The organism is Massilibacteroides vaginae (genome assembly GCF_900178525.1).
Classification (GTDB): Bacteria; Bacteroidota; Bacteroidia; order Bacteroidales; family Tannerellaceae; genus Massilibacteroides; species Massilibacteroides vaginae.
The window spans coordinates 87632-114176 of the sequence record NZ_FXDJ01000007.1 but is presented as its reverse complement, the minus strand read 5'-3'; the positions used below and the strand labels follow the sequence as shown (position 1 = coordinate 114176).

The 26545-nt window shown below is 38.5% G+C and carries 23 protein-coding genes, 1 tRNA gene and 1 pseudogene; 11 read left to right on the top strand and 14 right to left on the bottom strand.

Features of this window, described 5'->3' with window-relative positions; all coding sequences use genetic code 11:
• Positions 1 to 32: 32 nt before the first annotated feature.
• From mobC to B9Y81_RS03385, 8 genes are all read left to right on the top strand, one after another.
• Entirely contained in the window at positions 33 to 2042 is a 2010-nt protein-coding gene (mobC, locus tag B9Y81_RS03420) for a conjugal transfer protein MobC (protein ID WP_085535612.1), read from the top strand.
• A 200-nt stretch (positions 2043 to 2242) separates the two neighbouring features.
• A complete protein-coding gene (locus B9Y81_RS03415) occupies positions 2243 to 3346 on the top strand; it encodes an AAA family ATPase (RefSeq protein ID WP_245832389.1) in 1104 nt (367 codons plus the stop codon).
• A gap of 2 nt (positions 3347 to 3348) precedes the next feature.
• Positions 3349 to 5709, top strand: a complete 2361-nt coding sequence (locus B9Y81_RS03410; RefSeq protein ID WP_085535611.1) for a S8 family peptidase — start codon at positions 3349 to 3351, stop codon at positions 5707 to 5709.
• A 563-nt stretch (positions 5710 to 6272) separates the two neighbouring features.
• Positions 6273 to 6443, top strand: coding sequence for a hypothetical protein (locus B9Y81_RS15260; protein WP_095996241.1), 171 nt, complete (start codon positions 6273 to 6275; stop codon positions 6441 to 6443).
• A gap of 199 nt (positions 6444 to 6642) precedes the next feature.
• On the top strand, positions 6643 to 6882 hold the full coding sequence (locus B9Y81_RS03400; protein ID WP_085535609.1) for a multiubiquitin domain-containing protein: 240 nt from the start codon (positions 6643 to 6645) through the stop codon (positions 6880 to 6882).
• Position 6883: 1 nt separating this feature from the next.
• The gene (locus B9Y81_RS03395) at positions 6884 to 7267 is read left to right on the top strand and encodes an E2/UBC family protein (protein WP_085535608.1); all 384 of its coding nucleotides are present in this window, start codon (positions 6884 to 6886) and stop codon (positions 7265 to 7267) included.
• Positions 7264 to 8661 (top strand): ThiF family adenylyltransferase, encoded by a 1398-nt coding sequence (locus B9Y81_RS03390; protein ID WP_085535607.1) that lies wholly within the window; start codon positions 7264 to 7266, stop codon positions 8659 to 8661. Before B9Y81_RS03395 ends, B9Y81_RS03390 begins: the two co-directional genes overlap by 4 nt.
• Positions 8661 to 9029 carry a ubiquitination-like system serine protease family protein gene (locus tag B9Y81_RS03385; protein ID WP_139822886.1) on the top strand — a complete coding sequence of 123 codons (369 nt, stop codon included), beginning with the start codon at positions 8661 to 8663 and terminating at the stop codon, positions 9027 to 9029. The genes B9Y81_RS03390 and B9Y81_RS03385 overlap by 1 nt, the downstream gene beginning before the upstream one ends.
• A 123-nt stretch (positions 9030 to 9152) precedes the next feature.
• Here B9Y81_RS03385 and B9Y81_RS03380 read toward each other — a convergent pair whose 3' ends face one another.
• The gene (locus B9Y81_RS03380) at positions 9153 to 11234 is read right to left on the bottom strand and encodes a type IA DNA topoisomerase (protein ID WP_085535605.1); all 2082 of its coding nucleotides are present in this window, start codon (positions 11232 to 11234) and stop codon (positions 9153 to 9155) included.
• 26 nt (positions 11235 to 11260) lie between these two features.
• Positions 11261 to 12658 carry a DUF3945 domain-containing protein gene (locus B9Y81_RS03375; RefSeq protein WP_085535604.1) on the bottom strand — a complete coding sequence of 466 codons (1398 nt, stop codon included), beginning with the start codon at positions 12656 to 12658 and terminating at the stop codon, positions 11261 to 11263.
• Positions 12659 to 13119: 461 nt separating this feature from the next.
• Here B9Y81_RS03375 and B9Y81_RS03370 point away from each other — a divergent pair, with 461 nt between their 5' ends.
• Entirely contained in the window at positions 13120 to 13647 is a 528-nt protein-coding gene (locus B9Y81_RS03370; protein ID WP_085535982.1) for an antirestriction protein ArdA, read from the top strand.
• 53 nt (positions 13648 to 13700) lie between these two features.
• Here B9Y81_RS03370 and B9Y81_RS03365 read toward each other — a convergent pair whose 3' ends face one another.
• The 4 genes and pseudogenes from B9Y81_RS03365 to B9Y81_RS03350 all read right to left on the bottom strand — a co-directional run bounded on the left by B9Y81_RS03365 (position 13701) and on the right by B9Y81_RS03350 (position 16895).
• Positions 13701 to 14222 (bottom strand): dihydrofolate reductase family protein, encoded by a 522-nt coding sequence (locus B9Y81_RS03365; RefSeq protein WP_085535603.1) that lies wholly within the window; start codon positions 14220 to 14222, stop codon positions 13701 to 13703.
• Between the two features lie 292 nt (positions 14223 to 14514).
• Positions 14515 to 15063, bottom strand: coding sequence for an ORF6N domain-containing protein (locus B9Y81_RS03360; protein WP_085535602.1), 549 nt, complete (start codon positions 15061 to 15063; stop codon positions 14515 to 14517).
• 270 nt (positions 15064 to 15333) lie between these two features.
• Positions 15334 to 16524, bottom strand: a pseudogene (locus tag B9Y81_RS03355) (site-specific integrase); the annotation flags it as partial.
• A gap of 297 nt (positions 16525 to 16821) precedes the next feature.
• Positions 16822 to 16895 (bottom strand) — tRNA-Asp (locus B9Y81_RS03350).
• A gap of 137 nt (positions 16896 to 17032) precedes the next feature.
• Between B9Y81_RS03350 and B9Y81_RS03345 the strand changes: the two genes are divergently transcribed.
• Together B9Y81_RS03345 and B9Y81_RS03340 are read left to right on the top strand one after the other, a co-directional pair.
• A complete protein-coding gene (locus B9Y81_RS03345) occupies positions 17033 to 18346 on the top strand; it encodes an aminotransferase class I/II-fold pyridoxal phosphate-dependent enzyme (protein WP_085535601.1) in 1314 nt (437 codons plus the stop codon).
• 112 nt (positions 18347 to 18458) lie between these two features.
• Positions 18459 to 19058, top strand: a complete 600-nt coding sequence (locus B9Y81_RS03340) for a YqgE/AlgH family protein (protein ID WP_085535600.1) — start codon at positions 18459 to 18461, stop codon at positions 19056 to 19058.
• On the opposite strand, the gene B9Y81_RS03335 is transcribed toward B9Y81_RS03340, so the two are convergent.
• From B9Y81_RS03335 to B9Y81_RS03300, 8 genes are all read right to left on the bottom strand, one after another.
• On the bottom strand, positions 19055 to 19579 hold the full coding sequence (locus B9Y81_RS03335; protein ID WP_085535599.1) for a GNAT family N-acetyltransferase: 525 nt from the start codon (positions 19577 to 19579) through the stop codon (positions 19055 to 19057). The genes B9Y81_RS03340 and B9Y81_RS03335 overlap by 4 nt on opposite strands.
• A gap of 94 nt (positions 19580 to 19673) precedes the next feature.
• Positions 19674 to 20852: a glycosyltransferase family 2 protein gene (locus tag B9Y81_RS03330; RefSeq protein ID WP_085535598.1), complete on the bottom strand. Its 1179-nt coding sequence runs from the start codon at positions 20850 to 20852 to the stop codon at positions 19674 to 19676.
• A gap of 8 nt (positions 20853 to 20860) precedes the next feature.
• Positions 20861 to 21484 carry a recombination mediator RecR gene (gene recR, locus B9Y81_RS03325; RefSeq protein WP_085535597.1) on the bottom strand — a complete coding sequence of 208 codons (624 nt, stop codon included), beginning with the start codon at positions 21482 to 21484 and terminating at the stop codon, positions 20861 to 20863.
• Positions 21485 to 21638: 154 nt separating this feature from the next.
• Positions 21639 to 22874, bottom strand: coding sequence for a PQQ-dependent sugar dehydrogenase (locus B9Y81_RS03320; RefSeq protein ID WP_085535596.1), 1236 nt, complete (start codon positions 22872 to 22874; stop codon positions 21639 to 21641).
• A 91-nt stretch (positions 22875 to 22965) separates the two neighbouring features.
• The gene (locus B9Y81_RS03315) at positions 22966 to 23448 is read right to left on the bottom strand and encodes a GNAT family N-acetyltransferase (protein WP_085535595.1); all 483 of its coding nucleotides are present in this window, start codon (positions 23446 to 23448) and stop codon (positions 22966 to 22968) included.
• A gap of 7 nt (positions 23449 to 23455) precedes the next feature.
• A complete protein-coding gene (locus B9Y81_RS03310) occupies positions 23456 to 23650 on the bottom strand; it encodes a WG repeat-containing protein (RefSeq protein ID WP_085535594.1) in 195 nt (64 codons plus the stop codon).
• A 373-nt stretch (positions 23651 to 24023) separates the two neighbouring features.
• On the bottom strand, positions 24024 to 24614 hold the full coding sequence (locus B9Y81_RS03305) for an RloB family protein (RefSeq protein WP_085535593.1): 591 nt from the start codon (positions 24612 to 24614) through the stop codon (positions 24024 to 24026).
• A 5-nt stretch (positions 24615 to 24619) separates the two neighbouring features.
• Entirely contained in the window at positions 24620 to 25909 is a 1290-nt protein-coding gene (locus B9Y81_RS03300; protein WP_085535592.1) for an AAA family ATPase, read from the bottom strand.
• Positions 25910 to 26545 lie beyond the last annotated feature (636 nt).

The following is a 26545-nucleotide window of genomic DNA, read 5'->3' as shown; positions in this document are numbered from 1 at the left end:
TACAAATATTAATCTCATAATACATTAAAGTTATGCAAAACGAAGACGATTTAAGAGGATTGGCGAAAGTCATGGAATTTATGCGGGCAATCAGCATATTGTTCGTAGTAATCAACATTTATTGGTTCTGCTACCAAGCCATCAAGGATTGGGGTATCAATATCGGCGTGGTCGATAAAATCCTAATGAATTTTCAAAACACGGCGGGGCTGTTTTCATCCATCCTTTGGACGAAAATATTTGCCGTAGTATTCGTTGCCCTGTCCTGTTTAGGAACTAAGGGTGTGAAGGAAGAAAAAATCACATGGGCGAAGATTTACACTTTCCTGACCTTCGGGTTTATATTTTTCTTCCTGAATTGGTGGTTACTGTATCTGCCGTTACCGTTGGTATTCAACACAGCATTGTATATTCTGACAATGACTATCGGCTACATTTTACTGTTGGTTGCCGGACTATGGATGTCGCGCCTATTGAAAAATAATATGATGGACGACGTGTTCAACCTCGAAAACGAATCGTTCATGCAGGAAACACGCCTGATGGAAAACGAGTATTCCATCAATCTGCCGACACGATTTTTCTATCAAAAGAAGTGGAACAACGGTTGGATAAATGTGGTCAATCCGTTCCGCGCATCCATTGTGTTGGGTACACCGGGTTCGGGAAAGTCCTACGCCGTGGTTAACAACTACATCAAACAGCATATCCGCAAAGGATTTTCGATGTACATCTACGATTACAAGTTCGACGATTTGTCAGTGATTGCCTACAATACCTTGCTGAACAATCTTGATAAGTATGAGGTTCCGCCCAAGTTCTATGTAATAAACTTCGACAATCCGCGCAAAAGCCACCGGTGCAACCCGATTAATCCTGCATTTATGACGGATATCAGTGATGCTTACGAGAGTGCCTACACGATAATGCTCAATTTGAACCGCACATGGATACAGAAGCAAGGCGATTTTTTTGTGGAATCGCCGATTATCCTGCTTGCAGCCATAATTTGGTATCTCAAAATTTACCAAGACGGTAAATACTGCACGTTTCCGCACGCTATCGAGTTGTTGAACCGCCGCTATGCCGATATTTTCCCGATTCTGACTTCGTATCCCGCTTTGGAAAACTACCTTTCACCATTCATGGACGCATGGGAAAGCAATGCGCAAGACCAGTTGCAGGGGCAAATTGCCAGTGCTAAAATTCCACTTTCGAGAATGATAAGTCCGCAACTGTATTGGGTGATGACGGGCGATGATTTTACCTTGGACATCAACAACCCAAACGAACCCAAGATATTGTGCGTTGGTAACAATCCCGACCGTCAGAATATTTATTCCGCCGCTTTGGGCTTGTACAACAGCCGTATTGTAAAGTTGATAAACAAGAAGGGACAACTGAAATCATCGGTTATCATTGACGAGTTACCAACGATTTACTTCCGTGGCTTGGATAACCTGATTGCCACAGCACGAAGTAACAAAGTCGCTGTTTGCTTAGGCTTTCAGGATTACAGCCAGTTAATCCGCGATTACGGGGACAAGGAAAGCAAGGTGATTCAAAATACGGTGGGCAATATTTTCAGCGGTCAGGTTGTGGGCGAAACGGCTAAAACCTTGTCAGACCGTTTCGGGAAAGTGCTGCAAAAACGACAGTCAATGACGATTAACCGTAATGACAAATCAACCAGTATCAGCACACAGTTGGACAGCCTTATTCCTGCCAGTAAAATCAGTAACCTCACGCAAGGGATGTTTGTCGGCGCGGTGTCCGACAACTTTGACGAGCGCATCGACCAAAAGATTTTCCATGCCGAAATAGTGGTGGACAATGCGGCGGTTGCAGCGGAGACGAAGGTGTACAAGAAGATACCTGAAATTGTGGACTTCACGGATGCTGAGGGTAACGATACCATGCAGGCGGAAATCCAACAGAACTACGAGCAGGTAAAAAAGGATGTGATTCAGATTGTGAAGGAGGAGTTGGAAAGGATTGAGAATGATCCAGAATTGAGGAAGTTGTTGAAGAAGGGGGGATAGACTTAATAACCATCTGTACATCAAGAACAAATGACCCAATGGGAGTTCTTTACCATCATTATCCGGAATTAAAATTACGATTATTTTAGTTTGCATTACGGTATTTGGAATTAAAATAACAGTTAGCGTGAAATTTATTACGATATATTTGTTTTGTATTTTAAAAACTCATATCTTTGCATCGAATAAAAATTCCAAGAATGACTTTTATGTATACTGAAATATTAAGAATTATAGAAGGTGGTTTGGCTAAGGACACGAAAAAGGTCTTTAATTACTCTAAATTGCTTGCAGAAAAGATTGAAAAAGATGGTGACAGCAAAATGTCCAAGATGATTCTTAAAGCAATCGAGAGTAGAACCGCAACCACTGTGACGATGGATGAATTGCTGACAACGCCGGTTGACCAAGAAAGTCGGTTGAGTATTGTTGATGTGGCTGTTCCATCAAAAGATGATACGCCCATAGTTTTACCTAAGTTAATCGACAGTAAAATCGCCGATTTCATTAACGTAGTCAAACATCAAAGTCAACTGATACAAAGGGGTGTGGAAACTTCTAATTCCTTGCTCTTATATGGTAATCCGGGTTGTGGAAAAACAACTATTGCCAAGTATATATCGGAACAAACAGGGTTGCCTTTAGTTATTGCAAGGTTTGATGCAATCGTTTCTTCTCTGTTAGGTAATACGGCAAAAAACATACGAAAAATATTTGATTTTGCTGATAATAAGCCATGCATATTGTTTTTAGATGAATTTGATGCTATTGCAAAAGCAAGAGATGACCAGTATGAGTTGGGTGAACTAAAACGAGTAATTAATAGTCTTTTGCAAAATATAGACTCATTTGCAAGGCAAAATATCCTTATCGCGGCAACAAATCATCCCGAATTATTAGACAAAGCAATTTGGAGAAGGTTCAACACTGTAATTGAGATTGGATTACCACAGGAAGATGAGATTGTGAAACTGATAAAAACATTTACAAGCGATTTTGATACAGAATTTAATGGTGACGAGAAAAGGCTCGATAAATTAGCAAAGTTGTTTGCTGAAAAATCACCCTCGGACATAAAAACCATAATCAATAATGCAAAAGCCCAAACAGTCATTAGTGACAGGGGTGAATTGCAGTACGAAGATGTTCTTATTGAATTATTTGAGTTCAATCGTCATGGCAATCTTACCATTGAAAAACTAGTGGAATTTTTAAACGAAAATGGTGTTCCTCAAAACACCATTGCCGAACGGATGAATGTTTCCATTAGGCAAATACGGAATTATTTAAATAAACAATCATAGTTATGGCAGAAAAAAATCTTCCGATAAAGTTCTTTCAAAAAAGACAGAAAGATGAACGAAATACAGAAGGCGGTGGGGGAAATCTTCCTAAGTGGGTAAATGTTCAGAATGCACGCGAGAAATCAATATTTATCCGTCAAGCCTTAGGTGACTTATCTGAATCACTCATAAAAAAAGTGGAGAGGAATAATTATATTCCATCAATAATAAAATTAAAATTAAATTCTAATGCTCTTGCGAAAACATATAGAAAAGAAATCGGGGCACTTTTCAATATTAGCAATAAATTGAATACAATTGGTATTAGTGGCGAAGATATTGTTTTAATTAAAATTGACAATGTAAATGATTTACAGATAATTGCCGAAAAAATCGCTAATGCAGATAGCAAATTTCCAAGTAAATCAACAATAATAGGACTTTCTGCCGTAATTGGTATTGAGGAGTTTAAGCCACAAATAAATATAGAACCAAGTGGAAATACAATTTATAAGGTAAAATTGTTTAATTACGGAGACACTTCTTTAAATATTGTTCTTGCCAAAGAATTTGAAAAGTACTGTAAAAAATACCAACTGGATTTCAGCGCTACTTCATACACGAGTGAATTAAATATCTATCGAATAAATGGCATGTCCACAGATGCATTTGAAGATTTGAAAGATTTTGACGGTATTCAATTAGTAACAGAAATGCCAACCTACGATATTACTTTAGATGAACTTACCGAAGAAATTACCATCCCTGTCAAACAACCCAAAGCAGGGGTTGATTACCCCATAGTTGGAGTATTGGACACTGGAATCGCAAACATTCCACATTTGCAACCATGGCTACACAACGAAAATATTACATATTATCCCGATGAAGATGTGGACAAAAGCCACGGGACATTTGTTGCCGGAGTGTTACTATATGGAGATGAATTAGAAGGCAAAGAGTACACTGGCTTTGAAGGATGTAAGTTATTGGAAGCAATAGTAATGCCCAATACAAAAAAGCAACAAATAACGGAAGAAGAACTCATTCAACAAATAAGAGATGCGATTAGTCGTAATAATGATGTTAAAGTGTGGAATTTGTCATTAGGAACAAGTCATGAAGCCGATATATCTGAGTTTTCTGATTTTGCAAAAGCATTAGATGAAATACAGGAGCAGAACAATGTCCTTATCTGTAAGTCTGCCGGAAATTGCACCAATTTTAAACTGAATGCACCTGTAAGCCGAATTGCTAAATCTGCCGACACTGTTCGTGGGCTTGTTGTTGGTTCACTAACTCACGATAAGAATGAAACGGACATTGCAGACAAACATAATCCATCCCCTTTTTCTCGAATAGGTCGAGGCCCTTCTCATTTAATTAAACCTGATGTTGTTCATATTGGTGGTAATGCAGGACTTGATGCCTCAAATAACGTTATTCTAAATCCGGTAAAGTCATTTTCGCCTAACGGTCAAATCGCTAAGCAAGTTGGGACGAGTTTTTCAACACCTCGAATTGCAGCCATTACATCAGGACTTGATGCAATGTTAAATGAATCGTTTAATCCAACACTACTAAAGGCATTAATCATACATTCTGCTAAATATCCGGAAGAAATGAAAATGCCAATTGCAGATAAAATAAGATACACAGGATTTGGCCTTCCATCCAACTCTAAAGATATTCTATTTAATGAACCGAATGAAATAACTCTCATACTTCAAGACACATTGGAAAGAGGCAATTTTATTGAAATATTGGATTTCCCTTTCCCTCAAAGTATGATTGATGATGACGGTTATTTCTACGGAGAAATATCAGCGACTCTTGTTACAGACCCGATATTGGATGTTTCACAAGGGGCGGAATACTGTCAATCAAATATTGAGGTTATGTTGGGAACCTATGATGAGAAAACAACAAGAGATACAACTAAGTCAAGGATAAAGAATCCTATAGGTGCTAAAGGTCGAAAAAACATTTTAGCGATGGATAATTATAGCACAAAAGCATCTAAAGATTTAGATACTCCATTTGCAACGGAAAGAATGCTTATTGCATATAGCGGTAAATATCAACCAATAAAAAAGTGGAATGTGAGTCTCGATGAATTTAGAGATGCAAATAAAGAGAAATTTTTGCACTCTCCAAAACATTGGTATTTAAAGTTAGAAGGAGAATATCGCAGTGTTACTGAAGAGAAATGCGAAAAGGAAGATAGAATTCCCAGTCAAGAATTTTGTCTTGTTATTACCATTAAGGATACTAAGAAAAAAGGGAATATCTATAATGAAGTAACACAGTTGCTTGATAATTTTAGTTTTATCCATAGCAATGTGAAGATAAAAGAAGAAGTACGAATCAGATTAAACGGATAAGATTACCAAAGAAACAAAAAATAATGCCTCGGAAGCGGTAACTTCTAAGGCATTTATTTGGAATGTATTAAAACTGTAGGAGTTTAACGGGGCTGGTAACCCTTTGGCATTCCATGTTTATTGAAATTGTTCCCAACAAGGCTGCAAAGGTAAAAGTTTATTTTTACTTCACAAGCATTTCGCTCTATTTCAGTAAATTCTATCCTACCGGATGTAAGTCCTAACGCCGTGATGTATAAGGGCATTAGTTTTAAATCATAATTAAAATGAAATGCAATTTGAAGGAGTTGTACTTAAAGAGCAAGGGGTAACCTTTGCAATCGTAATCGTTAAGCCACATGTGCTTAACAGTTCAATAGAGTGTGAAAATGCAAGGCGTAGTTTTACCCCCGCTTTTCCGGGCGTACCAATCATTTTGATGGCACAAGATTCAAGAGGCGTGCCAACTTATCAAGGAAGACCTGATATTGTCAGATTCCTTGCAAAAGTTCCCACTTCAAGAATCCCGTGGAAAAGGTATAATTATGCGTAGTTAATGTTGAATTATCTAAAATGCTTTTATTATGGCAAGAAATGGTAAAGTCGGTGATGGACACCGCAATGGTGCAGTCAAGCAAAGAGAACAAGTTTTTAACCCTAAAATAGAGAAATGGGTTAAGCGTGGCCCAGATGGTAGATTTATGGATGTAAAAGATGACGGTACACCATTCAAGGGAGTAAGAAAAGAAAAATAAAATTACTCTTTAAGAGCAGGATTGCCAATCTGCGTTGCCAATCCTGCTTTCTTATCAAAATTGATGGAGTAAGAAGGGAACGTTGTTTTAAATATTTACAAATCTAATAAAACAGTTCAAATAGCTGTCATTGTGGCAGTAAAATATTGCTGGACTAAAATTTGCGTAGCAATAATTAATTTAAATTAAATTTAAAAACATGGCAAAAGAAATGAATTTTAAAATTATGGTTGACCAGAAACCATTTGATGTAGAGAACCAGGTTATCACAGGTTTGGAAATCAAAAAACTGGTAAATGCGCCTTCAAATTATGGAGTTTGGTTGAAAGTTAATGGTCCAAATCCGGACAAAGAGATTGCGGATAATGAGCAGGTTGATTTAAGTCAACCAGGCAGAGAACAGTTTTTCACTGGTGCAAAATCTACAACTGAGGGATAAGATGTTTTTACCTGAATTTGACAGGCAATATTTGACAGAAAAAGGATATACCTTTGAGGAAAAAGTTGAAGGAAATCAGAATGGTTTGATTATACGGAACTGGCTATTGCCAAAAGATAAATATAATGTTGAGCAATCTGATTTACTGATATTAATTCCCAAAGGGTATCCTGATGTCAAACCTGATATGTGGTATTTTTATCCTGCAATTCTGCTTAAACCTAACAATACGCATGCTAGACAGACACAGTGCAGCATATCTTTTGAAGGTAAATCGTGGCAAAGATGGTCTCGACATTTTCAAGCAAATGAATGGCGAAGTGGCATTGATGGCCTTCACACTTATTTGCAAAAAGTAATAACCGCTTTAGAAATTGCACAATGAAATATACTATAACTTTACAAGAAAAACATTATGTAGAATTGAAAGGTCATTTATTAAGTGGTGATTCCAATGAGCATGTGGCCTTTGTTATTTGTGGTCGTTCTTTGGTAGATGGAGTAGAAGAACGATTGTTGTCAAGAGAAGTTGTTACTTTAGCAGATGATAAACTGATAAGTTCAGAGCCAACCCAAGTAGTTTGGGATAATCAGCATTTTATTGAAGTTTTAAAGAAAGCAGAAAGCAAAAACTTTTCAGTTGTGGTTGTACATAACCATCCTGAAGGATTTGATTGTTTTTCTGAAATAGATGATAAGGGAGAGAAAGAACTTTTCCAGTTAACATTCAATCGTAATGGCTATAATGCTATTCATGCGAGTCTTGTTATGTTAGCTGATGGAAATTTGATCGGGCGAGTTTGGAAAACAGACTTATCGAATACTCCCATATCTCTTGTCAGAATTATCGGAAAAAGGATAGTATTGAACTATCCGGATAAGAAAACTGATTATGAAACTCCGGAAGTATTTAATAGGCAGCAATTGGCATTTGGAAAAGCTTTGGTTCAAGACTTATCGAAGTTAAAAATATCGGTCGTTGGCGCAGGTGCTACCGGCTCTGCAACTGCTTTGCTATTAACTCGTTTAGGAGTTGGCGAGTTATGCCTTATTGACAAGGATATTGTTGAGCAATCCAATTTAAACAGATTGCATGGTGCCAAAATATCGGATGTTGGCAAATACAAAGTAGATGTTTTGCTGCAATATATCAATGAGATTGGCATTGGCACAAAAGTATCTGTTGCCAAAGATTGGGTTTCAGACCAAGAATGTATAAACCATTTAAAAACAAGTGATTTGATTTTTGGTTGTACCGATGATAATTCAGGTCGAATATTGCTAAATCGATTTGCATATTTTTATCTTACGCCTGTTATTGATATGGGATTGATAATTACGGTAAAAGAAGATAATAGTGGAATACAGGATTTACAAGGTCGGATTTCATATCTTTTTCCAGATAGCGATTGTCTTCTAACCAAAGAAAACATAAATACAGAGCGAGCTCGCGCAGACGACTTAAGGCGTAATAACCCGGAATCATACACAAAATTGAAAGAAGAAGCCTATGTTATTGGTGAAAAAAATCCTTCTCCTGCAGTAGTTACTTTTACAACACAAGTCGCATCTATGGCTGTTAATGAACTTCTCAACAGGATACAGGGGTATAATCAAGATTATTTGGATTTTCCTCATAAGTTATTTTTCTTTCATAAATGTGGTGACGGTTCTGAAATATTTCCTGCAAATAAATCCAATAATGAATGTCGAATTTGTGGACAATCAAATTATTGGGGGCGAGGAGATATGCAACCATTTTTAGATATGTCAAACTAATGGAACAACTAAATTTTATTATGAGAAAAGTCAGAGAAATTCTCTGGTCATGTAAAAAATTTCAATATAAGGTTGAGATAATTCCAGATAATCCTGATCCTGATATCTTGATAGACAATATTGTTTATGTAGTAGGTAGAAAAAAATACACAAAATGGGCGTATTTGAAATGCCCTTGTGGTTGCGGCGATATAATAATGCTGTCATTAGATAAAATAAACTATCCATCGTGGTCAGTTAGACAAGACAAATTTGGAAAAGCTACCATATCTCCTTCAATAGATAAATTAGAGGGCTGTCGTAGTCATTTCTTTATAAAAAAAGGTAAGCTCATTTGGGTAAAAGGCGACTTATGGAATACGAATTGAGACCGTAAATTCCATAGTAAAAGCCCCGCCGAATCCCTTCGGCGAGGCCACCACTAAAATCCGCAGTTGAAACAGCAAAACCGTTACGACCGAGATTCTAAGTGGCAAAGATACAGAGTTTGTTTATTTTTTCCCTTTCTTTTCGGGAAAATCGAACACGACCTTATATTCCGAATCAAACATCAGGGCGGCATCGAACGATTTGCCGCCTTTGCTTTTGAACCCTTTGATAACGGCGGTTTTGCCTGTAGTCAGCAAGTCTGAAATTTGTTTGTCGGATAGTTGCTTTTCGCTTTTGTTGCGGAAGACCATCAACCCGCAATTTTCATCGCTGCATTTGGCAACTTTGGGATAGTAAACCACTTTCCCCGTTTTGCATTTCGGGCAGGGGCATTCGGTTCTATCTGCTATCGAAACGCTTGTGCCAAGCAGTTCCGTGGTGATTTGTCGGGTGTATACTTCCGTTGCTTGCCGGAAGGTATTCGTATCCATCTCACCCGATTCAATTTTGGCGAGTGCATTTTCCCAATTCCCTGTCATCGAAACATCCGCAATGCGTTTGTCTTTCACGATTTCGTACACTGACAATCCCTTTTCGGTTGGAACCAACGATTTCTTTTCCCTGCGAATATAATCGCGTGAAAACAGCGTTTCGATGATGGCGGCACGGGTGGCGGGCGTACCAATACCCGATTCCTTCATTGCTGCCCGTTCTTCCTCATTTTCCACTTCCTTGCCCGCCGATTCCATTGCTGACAGCAGCGAGGCTTCCGTATGCAAGGGCATGGGCTTGGTTTGCTTTTCCATGACTTCGGAATGGACGACGGGTAATTGTTCGCCTTCCTGAACGTTCGGCAAATTGCCAGTTTCGTCTTCATTGCTTTCCTCTGTTTCATTGAATACGTTTCGCCAACCCGCTTGCTTGACAATAGAGCCTTTGGTTTCAAAAATGGCATCGCCACAGGTCAGTATGATGGTTGTTGCATCTTTGATACACTTCTTTGAAAAGGCTTCCAACATCCGTCCTGCCACCATTTCGTAAATGGTTTTGTCATCACCCGACAATTCTTTCGGATTGTTTTCGGTGATAAGCAGCGCGTGGTGGTCGGTTACCTTTTTGTCATCCACACAGCGGATATTCAGGACGGCATTATCCATTGTTTTGGCATAATCGCCAAAACGAGGATGCTTTTTGAGTATGTCAATCAACTGCGGAATTTCGTCGAAAACGTCGGCGGAAATATAACGGCTGCCCGTTCTTGGATAAGTTGTCAACTTTGCTTCGTAGAGTTTTTGAGCAATGGACAGCGTTTTATCCGCCGAAAATCCGTGCTTGCTATTGGCTTCTTTTTGAAGTGTAGTCAGGTCGTAAAGCAGGGGCGGTTCCTGATTGACTTCCTTCTTTTCAACGGATTGGACTTTTACGGATTTACTTTCTTGTAATTGCTGCAAAATGGTTTGCGCCAATTTCTTTTGCTCGTACTTTTCCTTGCTGACGGCGGCAAACGGAACACTCGATTTTTCAGTTTGAACTTTTACCTGCCAAAACGGAACGGGAACAAAGTGTTTGTTTTCCATATACCGCTTGCAAATCATGGCGAGTGTAGGCGTTTGCACCCGTCCCAACGAGAACACACCACGACCTGCGGCAACACTCAACGCCTGACTGGCATTGATTCCTACGAGCCAATCGGACTCGCTGCGGGCTTTTGCGGATTGGTACAAGTTGTCGTAATCGCTGCCCGCTTTCAGGTTTTGCAAACCTTCCTTAATGGCTTTGTCCGTCAAACTGCTTATCCACAAACGCTGAAACGGTTTTGAGCAATTCAGGTGATGATAAATATACCTGAATATGAGTTCACCTTCACGTCCTGCATCCGTTGCTACGATGATACGGTCGCAACTATCAAACACTTGTTTAATGATTTTCAATTGCTTCAATGCGCCTGCATCGGGCTTGTAACCCTTTTCGGCTTTCACCTGACGGGGAATGAGTTTGAACGTTTCGGGAATAATCGGCAAATGTTCGCGGTTGAATCCCGCAAAGCCGTATTCTTCGGGCATGGCAAGGGTTATGAGGTGTCCGAATGCCCACGTAACCTTATACCCGTTGCCGGACATAAAGCCTTCGTCTTTACTGTTTGCACCAACGATAGCGGCGATTTCTCGCGCTACCGACGGCTTTTCTGCTATTATTGCTATCATATAACTTTGGATTTTAGTGGTGGGTATTACATTTTACGACCTTGCGATTTCTTGGGTTTGTCCGCTGCCTGCTTTTTTTCTTCTTTCTTTTCCTGTTTGGCTTCCTGTTTCTCGGTAGGTTGCGTTTGTCCCTTTTTCAGTGGTTCATCCACTTTCTTGGTGGCTTCGTTGGTTTTTCCTTCGGAATTGACCGCCACCTGCGTTTTGCTTGCTTCGTCGGGCTTGATTTCCTTTGCCTTATCAGGATTCCATTTGAAAAAATCCAGTTTACCCGCTTCGTGGTTGACTTTCACATAGGCGTTGTATTCCTGCCCCTGCTTATCTACCATGCCCGACACGTAAATCGTTTTATCGGCTTTCAGGTCGCTTTGCTGCTTTTGGGTGAGTTCCACACCGCCTAACTTTGACGGAATACGCAATTCCCCTGATGCGGATTGCTGTTGGTTCTGAGTCTGTTCCTGCTTTTTCCCGTTGTTGTCGAATTGAAATTCGATTCCCTTTTTATCGGCATTGACCTGAATGTGTGCGGAAAATTCTTTGCCGTTTTTGGCGGTCATACCTTCCACCAAAACAGACTTACCTTCGGACAGGGCTTGTTTCTGTTTGTCATCGAGCGTAACGCCTTTGATGGTTTCAGGAATTTTGATTTTATCGGCACGAACGGCAACCAATTCGTTGGTCAACTTATCGAGCGACAGGAACACAGGCGTATTTTCGCCTTGCTTGAATTGCACGTCGGCCACTCGTCCGAGGTTGCCCGTAGAAAGCAGGTTTTTCTTGTCTTCGTCCGAAAACTTCATCCCGAAGTAGGGGCGTTCCAGTTCGGGTTCTTTGCGCAGGGCGTGGATGGCAACCGTCAGGTTCCCTTCGGGCGTTTCGCGAAACGACAACCGCGCATCGGTGCGAAGCGTAACATCATCGAATTTGGCGACGATGGGAATCAGCCCCGGCGACTTTTGAAAGTTCAGCATCGCATCCAAACTGTTGCTCTTTTCGAGCGATTCACGCGTAACGCCCAATCGTTCCAACTGTTTCCAGTCGATACGGCTTTCGTCGATAGCATGCGATTGTTTTTTAGTAAAGTCTTCGGGCTTGACCCGATACTGCTCTAAATTATTGGCATTATCGGGGTCTTTCGGATTTTTCAGGCCATCTTCAATAAAAGTAATTGCTTTGGCAATGTAGTCCAATGGGACTTTAAAAAACTGGAAATGCGTAGGGTCTTTGGCCTGACGCATGAAGTTCGACATAAAATTTTCCAGTGCGTTGCCGTTTTTGTCAATTTTCAGGAAACTGTTGTTTTCCCGTGGGTCAAGGTGCGTTGTTTGCAATTCGCCTTTTTCCATGCCTTTTACCGCTTTCAGTTCGGTACTTCCTTTTTCTGCGACCAACAGAACATCCTGGTCTTTTACTTTTTCGTCCATAATACTTTTGATTTATTTGTTCTGCATCACTATTAATGCAGTTCAAAAGTACGTGGATGAACGTTGATGGTAAAGGGGTTGATAGCTTGTGGTAGGGGTTGGCTTCGATTTGGCAGAGGTTGTCTTACTAATGCAAAAATCAATGTGTCGGAATCGTAAAATCCAATCCCAAAGAAAACCATTCATTCAAGGCATATATACATAAAGACACTTCCGATTCCATAACTTTTCTCAATTAAATCCAACCTGCAATGGGTCATTTGTATTCACTGGGCAAAGGTGTTTACGGCTTCTAAACGGGCAGTAAAGTTCGAGCCTGCGGTTGCTGCAAATATTCTTCCTCTTTCCCTGTTGGGCGAGCGTAATTTTTGCGCAAAACTTGACAGCCCTAAAGCCTACACCGAGAGTTGCCCATGAAAACAAAACGACCGCAAGGTTGGAAATCTTTAAAAATTGAAGTCATGGAAAATTTATCGGAAGCACGGATTTATGTTGGCACTTATGCCAAGTACAACGAAGGTTCAATCTTCGGAAAGTGGATGGATTTATCGGATTATTCCGACAGTGAAGAATTTTACAAAGCATGTAGAGAACTTCATGCCGACGAAGAAGACCCGGAACTGATGTTCCAAGATTATGAAAATATTCCAGAAAGTCTTATCAACGAAAGTTGGCTTTCACCAAATATTTTCGCAGTTATCGAAGCCGTTGGCAACCTTAACGAAACGCAACAAGAAGCGTTTACGGTTTGGCTCAATAATTCAAGCAGCGATATCGCTTCCGAAGATATTGCCGATTTGATTTCATCGTTTGAAGATGATTATCAAGGTCAATATGACAGCGAAGAAGATTACGCAATGCAAATCGTTGATGAATGCTACGATTTACCGGAATTTGCAAAAACGTATTTCGACTACGAAAAATTCGCCCGCGATTTATTTATCGGCGATTACTGGTACGAAGAAGGTTTCGTTTTTAGGCGGTCGTAACAGACCGCTTTTTTAATGGAAAAGGTCAGATTTACCGTCTGACCTTTTCCATTTTATTTTCGTTCGTATGTCAACCGTATTACACCGTTATCATACGCTTTATTTTCGGTCAATAACCATTGCGATGGTTTCAATTTTTCGGGTAGCAGTGGTTTGTTGTTACCATGAATCACGGGAATGTACACCAGTTGCATTTCATCCACTAAATCGAACAGCGATGCGATTACGTCACCACCCATCAGCCAAATATCTTTTCCGCCTTGCTGTTTGAGTTGGGTAATAGTTGCTGCGGCATCATCGGTAGTAAAACGGATATTTTCTTTAGATTCACGCGCAAAACTGGAAACAACAATAGTTTCCTTATCCTTATATGGCCAGATTACATCTAAGCACATGATTCCGTTATACACGAGTTCATCCATAATAACAGTATCGGCAGAAGCAAAAAAATCCTTATACCCGTAATCGTTCTTTGATGGATTGGGAAACTCGGCGAACCATTCCATATCATCATCCCACGGGCAGGCGATGTAACCGTCGATGGACGCAATAATAAACAATTTTACTTTTTTCATGACTTTAGATATAAACGTTTTACAATCTACGGATGTTCGCCAATATCCCAAGAAAAAGCGTGGAACTCACACTATTCCACCACGAGGTACTGGCATACCCACAGACGAAACAGGCAAGCCCACGCCATACTTTCGTATAGCATGAACATTGCAACTGTTGTCTCGTCTGTTTGAAAAGTGCCAGTTTTCGTGGTGAGACGTTCAGCGAACGTTATGTTATATATCAACGGTACTCAAACCGTTATAATTCTAATTACTATTGCAAAGATAGCGATGTTTTGCGAATGCCTCATTATTTTTTAGGCTTTCTTTTAATGGTATGCTTTACGCCCAACACAAAAAGGTTGAGTTCGAGCGTAGTTTCCGTATCGGTTGTTTCAAAATCGCTACATATAATATCCGACATGATTTCACCGCTTTTTTGCAGCATCGTTTTTTGTTGCTCTTTATCCGTTTGCTGTTGAAGTTCGGTAATGTTTCGGGATAGTTCCCGCACTTTGGCGAATGTTTCAACAATGGCAATCGTTGTTTCGGTTGCCACAGGCGATTTTAGGATGGTCGCCAACATATACAAACCGCGTTCACTGAACGCTTTGGGTGGGTACTTCAAGTTGTCACCACGCTTCGTATTCTTCAAGGTCGAAATTTTCGACCTTGAAGAAATGGCTTCATCCATAGACAAATACAGAATGTACCCTTCGGGGAATTTATCAGGGTTATTTTTTACCGCCTCATTGATACGCTTTGTTTCCACACCGTACAGTTCGGCGACATCACTATCGAGGATGACTTGTTGTCCCTGAATGGTGATAATTTTGTTTTTGATTGCTTGTAATTCCATGACTTTATGATTTTATTTATTAACGACTAATTTATGGATGAACGCTTTGGGTTTGAAAACAGTCATTTCATTGTCTTCAAACGCCTTTTCCCAAAGAGAAGTCTTTTCTTCTTCTGAAAGGCTCTGCCAAATCAAGGACATGCGTTTTTCTCGTTCATTATCGGAAGATAGGGTGGTAGGAAGGTTGAACAGGTGCATTTTTTCATTCAAAGAAAGGCATTCAAACAGGCTGTCTAACTTCGATTTGGATTTTGTTTTTGTACTTTCCAACTTTTCTGCAAAAGAAGCCATATCATTACTGACTTTAGTATCCGTAATTTTGGCATAAATTTGAGTTGTTTTGATGTTGGTATGTCCCAACATCTTACTCACGCTTTCAATGGATACACCCTTGCTAAGTGTCAGAGTAGCAAATGAATGGCGTGCTAAATGAAATGTTAACTCTTTCTCAATACCGCACAATCCGCCGATTTCTTTGAGATATTCATTCATTTTTTGATTGCTCGGAACAGGAAGCACCATTTTGTTCGGTAACTTGCCTTCGTATTTTTCTATAATCTGTTTTGGAATATCCAGTAGGGGAACATTGAAGTTTACGCCCGTTTTTTCTCGCTTTCCCATTATCCATAGGTTGCCATCGAAAGAAGTCCGAATATTGGTTTCCCGTAAGTTCTTAACATCAATGTAGGCAAGTCCAGTCCAACAACTGAACACAAAAATATCCCTGACCTGTTCCAAGCGTTTAGTGGTAAACTCTTTTTGCATGATAGTTTCGATTTGTTCATGCGTCAAGTAGCCCTTGTCAACTTTCTGAAACCTTATTTTATAGTTGGCGAATGGGTCTATGTGAATCCATCCATTATTTTTTGCAGATATAATAATGGTGCGAAATCGCTGCATGAATTTAGCTGTTGTATTCGGGCCGCAGTTGCACGAAGTCATCAAGAATATCTCAAAGTCACATAAGAACATGTGATTGATTTCTTTCAGCGAAATGTCCGATACACTGTATTTCTCTTGGATAAATCGGGTAAGGTGTTTACGGGCAATCTCATACTTTTGAAGTGTTCCTTTTGACCGACTGATACCAACTAACTTTTCTACGTCTTCGTTATGACGCTTGAATAGTTCTAATATGGTCTGTTGTTTGACTTCAATACCAAGAAAAATGTTTTTCACACGTTCGGCATTAACATCGTTCTCACGTGTCTGTAAGTCGTAGTAAACTTTATAGATACTTGCTTTGATTGTGTCCAAAAGAGAATTGATTGCCATTGCCTCTTTTGTCTTTCCGCTTGCTTTTGCGGCTTTAGAATCCCAAGAATCGGGATGAATGTCTGACTTGGTATTGAAACGGGTTGCTTGTCCGTCAACCGTAATGCGACACCAAATTGGAACTGTGCCGTCTGCTTTCTGTTTGTCTCTTTTCAGGTAGAAAAGAATTCGGAATGTAGATTTCATAAACTCAAATTTTAATGAAACAAAATTACTTGTAACTGATTAAATTTGAGTTCTATATGCAGTGCCAATTCACGACAACAGACTGCCAATTTTGGACAAACTGTACCCCCTTGTATTTGAAATGCCGTACCCCCAAGGCAAAAAATAAAAAGGGGTACACTTTGAATCTACGAATTTGGCGTTTCTTGGCTTATTTTTGTCTTTCGACCCAGACAGTTTAAACGCAAAAAACCCTCCAAATTCACTGAATTTGAAGGGTTTGTCTTACTTCTGTCGCCTATTGTCTTAGGCTACCAGCGGTATGGACGGGACTCGAACCCGCGACCCCCTGCGTGACAGGCAGGTATTCTAACCAGCTGAACTACCACACCATTTTTGTTTTGTTGCTATTCCTCTGAATTGCGATGCAAAGATAGGGGGATTATTTGGTTTTACAATAGTTTTGTGATAAAAAAGGGAGGGGAAGGATAAAATTCCTATTTTTGTTGGTACTAATTATATATTGATCATGAAAAATACACCGGTAGATTATCAGATTGCTAAATGTGTTATTGACAGTTATGGACTTTCTGATTTTGGAAAAGCTACAATTCGCGAGGTTGTGGCAATCGCATCTCAGCTTGAAAAGGATACTAATACAGAGTTTATTCACATGGAAATGGGGGTTCCCGGATTGAAGGCGGCACAAGTTGGTGTGGATGCTGAGATTGCGGCATTGGAGAATGGCATTGCTTCTGTTTATCCGAATATTAATGGAGCTGATGTGTTGAAGAAAGAGGCTTCTCGTTTTATTAAGGCTTTTTTAAATATAGCGGTTGCTCCGGAGGGGTGTGTGCCTGTTACGGGGTCAATGCAGGGTACTTATGCTTCTTTTTTAACTGCTTGTCAGTGTGATGCTAAACGGGATACGATTCTTTTTATTGATCCCGGGTTTCCAGTTCAGAAACAGCAAATTACGGTGATGGGGTATAAGTATGAATCTTTTGATGTTTACGAATATCGGGGAGATAAATTGCGTAAGGTTCTTGAGGATTATTTGGCTAAGGGCAATATTGCTGCAATGATTTATTCGAACCCGAATAATCCTGCTTGGTTTTGTTTGACAGATAAGGAATTGCAGATTATTGGCGAAATGTCAAATAAATTTGATACGATCGTTATTGAGGACCTGGCTTACTTCGCAATGGATTTCAGAAAGGAATTAGGACAGCCTTTTGAAGCTCCTTTTCAGCCTACGGTGGCACATTATACGGATAATTATATCTTGCAAATTTCAGGGTCTAAGGCTTTTAGTTATGCCGGTCAGCGAATAGGGGTGACTGCGATTTCCGACAAGCTATATCATAAATCATTTGCGGGATTAACTCAGCGTTATGGTGGTGGAACGTTCGGTACTGTGTACACTCATAGGGTACTTTATGCGCTTTCTTCAGGAACTAGTCATTCTGCGCAATTTGCTTTAGCGGCAATGTTTAAGGCAGCTTCAGACGGTGTATTCGATTTTGTATCTGAGACAAAAGAATATGGACGGAGAGCAAAAAGATTAAAAGATATTTTTCTTCGTCATGGATTTAAGATTGTCTACGATCTTGATTTGGGAGAGCCTATTGCTGATGGATTCTATTTTACAATTGCCTATCCGGGTATGAGCGGTGGTGAGTTGATGAAAGAACTGATTTACTATGGTGTGAGTGCCATTTCCTTGTCAACAACAGGTAGTGGTCAGGAAGGTTTGAGGGCTTGTACTTCATTTATAAAAGATAATCAGTATCAGTTGTTGGATGAGCGTCTTGCTTTGTTTAATTCCAATCATCCGATTTAACATAAATCCCCACCTTATGTTAGGATATATTAACATAAGGTCGGGGCTTTTTATTGTTTTGTATTGCGATAAACTTTATATTGCGAAATAAAAAGTTCTAAATAAATAGTTTATGGCAAATAAAGATAACCTGTTTAAGATAAAACATAATAACCAGCAACCTTCACAAGGTAGTCTTCTTATTTCCGAACCTTTTTTGCAAGATTCTTATTTTCAACGCTCTGTGGTTTTGCTCGTTCAACATGGGTTAGATGGTTCTATGGGATTTGTGTTGAATAAAAAAACGGATTATGTATTAAATTCTTTCTTCCCGGAATTACAGGAATTTGATGATATTCCAATTTATTTAGGAGGGCCTGTAAGCTCTAATAGATTGTTTTTTATTCATTCATTAAGTGAAGCGATTGTTCCTAAAACACTTCCCATTACAAAAGGACTGTCGTTTGATGGTGACTTTAATAGTATTAAGGAGTATATTTTAAATGGAAATCCGGTTGAGGGTAAAATAAAATTTTTCCTGGGGTATTCCGGTTGGACAAAAGGGCAGTTGGGCGGTGAGATTGATGCTGACTCTTGGTTAGTAAGCGATGAAGCTAAGCCTCCGTTTACTCTTTTAGCCGATGGAGAGGCTTTTTGGAAGTCTTCGCTTGAATTGTTAGGAAAAGAATACGAAACCTGGACAAAGTTTCCGAAAGATCCACATCTTAATTAGCTTTTGATCAGCTGCATTACGCTGATATCACTAAAACCATCTATTACAGAATTCCAATCATACAAGATCCCTGATTCTTTAAATCCACAGTGAGTGAAAAGATTTATGCTTGGCGTGTTAGCTACCGGAATATGAGCATATAACTGGTGAAGCTTTAAAAACAGGAAAGCATAGTCTGTCATTAGTTTAACCGCATTTCGGGCATACCCTTTTTTCTGATGATCAGTATCAATCAGAATCCCGATACCGGCTCTGCTGTTGTGTGGATTAAAGTCGTATAAATCAATCATACCTACACACGTATTACTACCTTGTAGGGTGATCATCAGCCGTAGCTGTCCTTGCTCATAAATGTCTTTGTAAGACGCTGAGATGTATTCTTTTAAAATATAATAGGAGTAAGGAGAAACTGTACCCCCTAAAGTCCACAACGACGCATCGTTTTCCCATTTGTAAAGCAACTCCAGATCCTCCGGCTCAAGAGGACGCAAACGGATTATATTGTCTTCTAAAAGTTTCATACGATTATAGTTTGTTTTTCGCATTAAGGTAGTATGCAATTTATCTAATCATTCACTTTTAATGTAAATGATTGTTTTACCTGTTCGTTTCATATTATTTCCCCGGTGAAACTAAATGATTGCTCAATTCGTTGTAAATGTGATAGGATGTTGTTTTATTGGGCATTGTGTCCATAAACAACAGCATTTGTTCAAAGCGCATATCAGGATAGGAGAACAATATATCTGTAAATCCTTTCATCTGATTACGTCTGCTTATTGCATCCATGGCGCGCTCTTCATTTAAGTTCCAATGATTAATAAACTCCAGTTCAGGTACACGAGTCGCACACATTTGTTTCAACTTCTCAAAATGAATCTCATCACAAAGAATTAACGCGCGTCTTTTTTTATGCTTAAGTTTGGGTGTAGTTGCGTTTTTTCTTCCAAAGCAAGAAGTCCATACCGACTTGAAGCCTAATGCTATCCTTATACAAGAACGCATTATCCAGCCGGATTTAGGATAGTATTTCTTATAGAAGATCAACATAGCGTCATAAAATGCACGGATGTATTTTATATTCCCATGCATAGTACTTTCACCCTTATAATGCAAAATTCGTTCGGGCAGGTAATAGTTCGTATAGCCGGATAGTTTTATCCGGTATGAAAGATCGATATCTTCACCATACATGAAAAAAGCTTCATCAAACAGTCCTGTTTTTTTCAACGCATCATGTCTTATAAACATAAACGCACCGGCAAGAACGTCTACTTTGTGTTGTTTATTGTGGCTTAGATAGGGTAGACTATAGGCTGCGAATTGGCGTGAGTTAGGGAATAGCTTACTGAGCCCGAACAGCTTGCAGAAAGAAATCCAGGGGGTGGGAAAACTACGTTTGCTTTCAGGCAGGAAAATGCCACACCCGTCTATCATTTTCACACCTGCAGCACCTGCCTTCTCGTGTTCATCCATAAAAAAGCAAAGTGTACGAATGCTTTCTTCTCCAATTACGGTGTCGGGGTTAAGAACTAAAATATATTCTCCCTGACATTGCTTTAGTGCTTGATTATTTGCTTTACTAAAACCCGTATTTGATTTATTCTCAATGAATAATACATCCGGAAACTTCGGGCTAAGGTAGGCCACAGATCCATCGGTAGAGTTATTGTCAACTACAATTATTTCAGCATCAATACCACTAATCGCGGCTTGTACCGAATGCAAACATTGCTCCAGAAAGAAGCAAACATTATAATTTACAATAACTATGGAAACTTTCTTTTCGTACATGTATGCAACTAAATTTTTATTGAATCATTAAAACTGGTGCGGTTCTGAATAGAGCGTCCAAGCGTTACTTCGTCTGTGTATTCAATTTCATCACCGATAGACACGCCTCTGGCTATTACACTTACTTGAATAGAGTAGGGGGATAGTTTTCTGTAAATGAAGAAATTGGTTGTATCGCCTTCCATGGTTGTGCTCAACGCCAGAATAACCTCTTTTACTTCTCCCTTAGCCACACGTTCCACAAGACTGTTGATCTGAAGATCGCCGGGACCGATACCATCCATGGGAGAGATTATACCTCCCAAAACATGATAAACACCCTTGAACTGACCCGTGTTTTCAATCACCATTACTTCCTTAATGTTCTCAACCACACAGATTAAAGAATGGTCGCGGGCCGGATTCGAACAAATCGAGCAGATTTCGTGATCGGAAATATTATGACATTTTTTACAATACACAACGTCACGCCTTAGACTCACAAGTGCAGAGGCAAAACTTTCTGTATATCCAATGTCTCTCCTAAGCATATATAGAGCTAACCGTAGAGCTGTTTTTTTTCCTATTCCAGGCAATGACGCCAGTTCGTTGACCGCGTTTTCCAATAAAACAGATGGAAGCTTTTGATTCATGATTATAATTTCAGAAGAGCAAAGATATAAATAAAGTTACATATATATATGTAGTGAAACTTTGTTTGCCCTGTCATGAAGTGATAGATAGTGATAAAAAATATATTTTACTGTATGATTAATCTGATTTTTATATACGGATTTGTGGATCTGATCATTTTTTAGCTATTCTGTAAAGCCTTCCTTCGTCTGTGATTGCATAAAGTGCTCCGTCTTTTCCTTCTCCTATGTCTCGAAAGCGTTGATCTTCATCCGTTAGCAATCGCTCTTCGCCAATTACTTTGTTGTCTTTGAGTACAATTCGAACGATGTGTTTACTGTTTAGACCCCCGATAAATAAGTTGTTTTTCCATTCGGAAATAACATCAGAGCTATAAAAAGTCATTCCACTTGGAGAAAAAACCGGATCCCAGTAATATACGGGCTGTTCCATACCTTCTTTCTGAGTAATTCCGTCGCCAATAGTTTGTCCGCTATATTCAATGCCATAGGTTATTGTTGCCCATCCGTAATTCTTACCGGGTTTTATCAAATTGATCTCATCTCCACCGCGAGGTCCCATTTCAGACAACCAGAGTTCTTGCGTTGTAGGATGAATCGCTAAACCTTGCGGATTACGATGTCCGTAAGTATAAATTTCAGGCAGCGCACCCGGTGTATTGATAAATGGATTTCCGTCTACAGGATTACCATTTGTTGTAATATGTATTACCTTGCCATATCCATTGTTTAATAACTGAGCTTTAGGCCGTGTTGCCATATCAGATCGTTCGCCTGTCGATACGAAAATATCTCCTTTATTATCGAAAACAATACGGCTTCCAAAATGCATGCTGTTATCGAAGTATGGGATAGCCCTGAAAATAACCTGAAAACTTTCTATTTGTTTTTCGTCAGCAGCGAGTTTTCCTTTCCCCACAGCCGTAAGCGAGCCTTGTGCTGTTTTTTCGGCAAAAGTAAAATAGAGAATCCGGCTTGTTTCAAAATCAGGAGCAGGTGCTACATCTAACAATCCGCCTTGACTTCTGTCGTCTACTCCCGGAAAACCTATTATAGGAGCACTTAGTTCACCACTTGTTGTTGCAATGCGTAATGTTCCTGCTTTCTCCGTAATTATCAATCTTCCATCAGGAAGTGCCGTTACGCCCCAAGGTTTAGATAAACCATCGGCTATAATCTTTACTTCATAAGGAGTAGCTGTTTTTACGCCGGAAATACGTGTTTGTCCGTCAAATGCAGGTTTATAACTTGTGTTCGGTTTCCGTGTTTCTACAGGAGGCAATTGTTCTTTAGGCGGTTCTTCTGTCTTGTTTTCTTGTTCTTCCTGACAAGATGCAGATATATAAACAAAAGAGAACAAAATTATTGTTGTGATCTTAAATCTACTCATCTTTCGGTTCTTTTAAAATTGTAAACAACCAAACTTCAAAAAAATACGTTCTATGGTGTTAAAACAATTTATCTCGCAGGATAGTTCAGAATCACCTGGTTTGTAAACTTTTACGTTTAATCATAGCCTTAAGAATATTCTTTTTTAAATAAATCATATCAATAAGCTGAACACCTTCTTCAATCATTATATGATCATAATTATCTGTGAAGAAGTTTTTTATACGGTGGGATAACTCAAATCCGCAACGTTTATAGAATGACAATATTGATGGAACCTCACCGGTGCCTACAAGCATTGTTTTATACCGATCTTTGTAAAAATCCGAAATGTATTCAATCAATAACCTTCCGTAACCTTGCCTCTGAAACTGTTCATATACTGCCATGTTTTTCAACTCGCAAGTAGCACTATCCTCTTCTGAAACAACACAAACAGCTATCAGCTCATCATCATACAACGCAAACAAATCGCCGGATTCAAGATAGCGATCAATCATACTTTCCTGTTCATCGCCCAATAGCAATAGATCAAGAAACCTCTTTTTATTATCAGTTATTTGTTTAATTAACATAGCTTGTTTATTCAACTCTATTTTCGTTTACATCTATAAAAAATGCTTCACCGTTTAATTTCACTTTTGCTTTGCCCTCTTTCGTAAAATACCGGGCATCGTCATATCTGTATGGCACAATCACTTCTTCAGTTATTTTATCAATAAATCCCCATTTCCCATTATGTTCTGATGGTACTAATTTTTGCACTTCGGATGCCATAACGAATTTCTTTTTAGTTTCTTATTTGGACATTTTAATATCTTCTCTTTTTGTATCCATGTGTGATTTTTATCTATCATCATCACAAGCATAAAAGATTGTGCTAACTGTCAGTGTTGTAAGAACCAATAGAAAGAATTTGATAGTTTTCATACGTATAAGTAGCCAGTTTGGTGAATATTCATTAAAAAAGAGACGGGTTTCGTCAGTCAATATATTTTGAGGCTAAAGTAACGATGTAAAATAAAAAAAACTATTGATTTTAATCAAAAATTTACAGGAGCTGATATTCTTTTTGATCCGGCTCAATCATTGTCAAATCTGCGCGTATTTTTAATGTTATCAGATTTAACAAATCAGTCAAATTATTTATTCATTCCTTCATGTCTTTTAGTAAAACATCAAATGCTTCGTGTACATTTGTGTACGAACCATGTTCCGGGTCAAAACGTTTGGAACGTCCAATAGCCTGATTTAACTTATCTTCCGAACATAGATCTTGTACCCATTTTACTTTTTCAAGAAATTGGGCTGTCTTTTCATAGTCATTGATGTACCTTTTCAATGTCGTTTCGGCGGCCTTAGCATCTTTGAAATAGCGGTTTGTATGTTCGTGATGAAGTAAAAACCAATATTCAATAGAAGGCAAGCTATTACAAAACAGAAGATTCTTATTTTTCCGATACTTGTTTTGAAGTTGCTCTAATTTCTTACGTTCACTTTCGTTATGCGCAGCAACGTCGGCATCAAATACGCATATTACAAAAATATCTCCACGTAATAGCTCTTCTATTTTCTTTCTCATTTCGGCAATACTTGTATTACCAAAAAATCTCGGTTTGATGGTACAATGGATGCCAATTAGTTTCTTGATATGAGAAAAATAATATTGCTCCGTTATTCCTTCACCGACTATGTAAATGCCGGACTTAGGTTCTCGTATTTTTTGTTTTCGTCCACCCATAGTTCTTAAATATTTGGTGTGGCTCCGAACTTACCATACTTATATGCCTTTTGCAAAGAACTGATACGGTTAACTCCTTTGAAATCGGCCAAAGAATACAATTCTGTAGCACCGTTTTCTTTTTTATTAGTAAACCAAATGCTATCTTTTCTCAACAAATCGTTTTCTTCTAAAAGTCCGTCATAATGGGTTGTTAATAGTAATTGAGATTGCCCTTTTTGCTTGAAAAAGTCTTCAATAATAAATTCAACCAATCGCGGATGCAGGGATGATTCTATTTCATCAATTGCTAAAAACGCATTGTTTTCAACCAGCTGACTAATTGCACTTGCTAAGCCAAGTGTTCGTATAGTTCCTGCCGATTGCAATCCTTTAGACATTTTATAGAATTTACTTATTCCATCTTTATTTATGACTTTATGCTCAAACTCCGTTTTAGTAAGTTTAATAGTTTTTTCCTTATTTAGTCTTTCTTTTTCATCATCGGGCAAGTTTCCTACTTTGCTTAATAATAAGGACAACATATCATCGGGTATGTTTTCCTCAATCTTTTCCGTATTGATATTCGTGATGTTATAATCAGCCCTACATAGAAAATTCAGTATATGTTTTTTTATTGATTCGTTTTTCGTAATCATTTCTTCTGCAAAATCAACTAACCTTGTATGAGGCTCAATAGATGGCAGACTATATTGAGTTTTCATCCATTGAATTACATTATCTATTTCAGGTACAGCAACATTCACTCTATTGTAGGCAGCCAAAACAGACATGTTTAATAAACATTTTACTGTAATTTCATCTTTTGCTGGTTGGCTAATTTTCACTTTTTTTGGATTGAATGTTATTTCGGAAATATTTCCACTTAACTTCCTTTCAAAAATAAGTGCAGGTTGTGTTCCGGGATATACAAAAAGTTTCTCGGAAATGACTTTTTGCTTATCCAAGATAAGAGAATAAAGATGTTTTATTCCATCTGTATAGAATGTCAAAGAGAATTCAGAAGGTTCTTGTGGTGTTTCTTCATCCAATAAAAAAGGAATAACACCTGTCGATTCATCCTTGTCCTCCGGAATTTCAAACCAAAAGTTTCTGAGGAAATCAAAAACATTTAGCAAATTACTTTTCCCGGAAGCGTTTGCTCCATACACAATAGCAAGCCTTAAAATGCGAGTATTCGGGGAGACTTCCACAACCTGATAGTCTTCAAAGGATCTATCTTTTGTTGCTTCAAAACTGAATATTACTTCGTCTCTAAACGAGAGGAAATTTTTTATTTTTAATTCGAGTATCATCTTAATATTATCTTTATTTTTTAATTGAGGTTATTCATTATCTAAATTAGCATTTCAATTTTTACCAACTATTTCGTTCGTTTTCGATAGGAAAACAAAAAATAAAAACAGGAACACTGTAAGTATTTCATTGCTATGAATGTCAACATATGTTCATTAATTTATCTACCATTCATGCAAATTTACAAATTAAAATCTTTAAATGCGGATTGTATTTTATAAAAATGCATATTAATGTCAAATAATACAAATAAAAGCATAGAGTAAAGAATTCTATTTTTTAAAATAAATACCGTAAGAGTTCATCCCTTTCAATATGTTCCAATTCTTAAACAAGAAGTATAAAGCATTACCTTAAATCCTCAAGTTACATTTATGCACACCCCCCATTTTTTTACATTACTATATGTTTAAAAAGATATCCTTTATTTTTTCGAAAATATCCTTTATTTTTCGAAAAATAACCTTTATGTTTTTATCGGAGCTTAACCCTTTGATTATCAGTGTGGTATGAAGCTTGAAAAAGTGGGAGAAAAACTCCTGTTTTTAACCTAAAAAATGGGGGATTTTAGTTGCCAATCAGAGGTTTTATTGGCTTGTCAATATTTTTTATTGTTGCTTAGTTTTGATTCAATT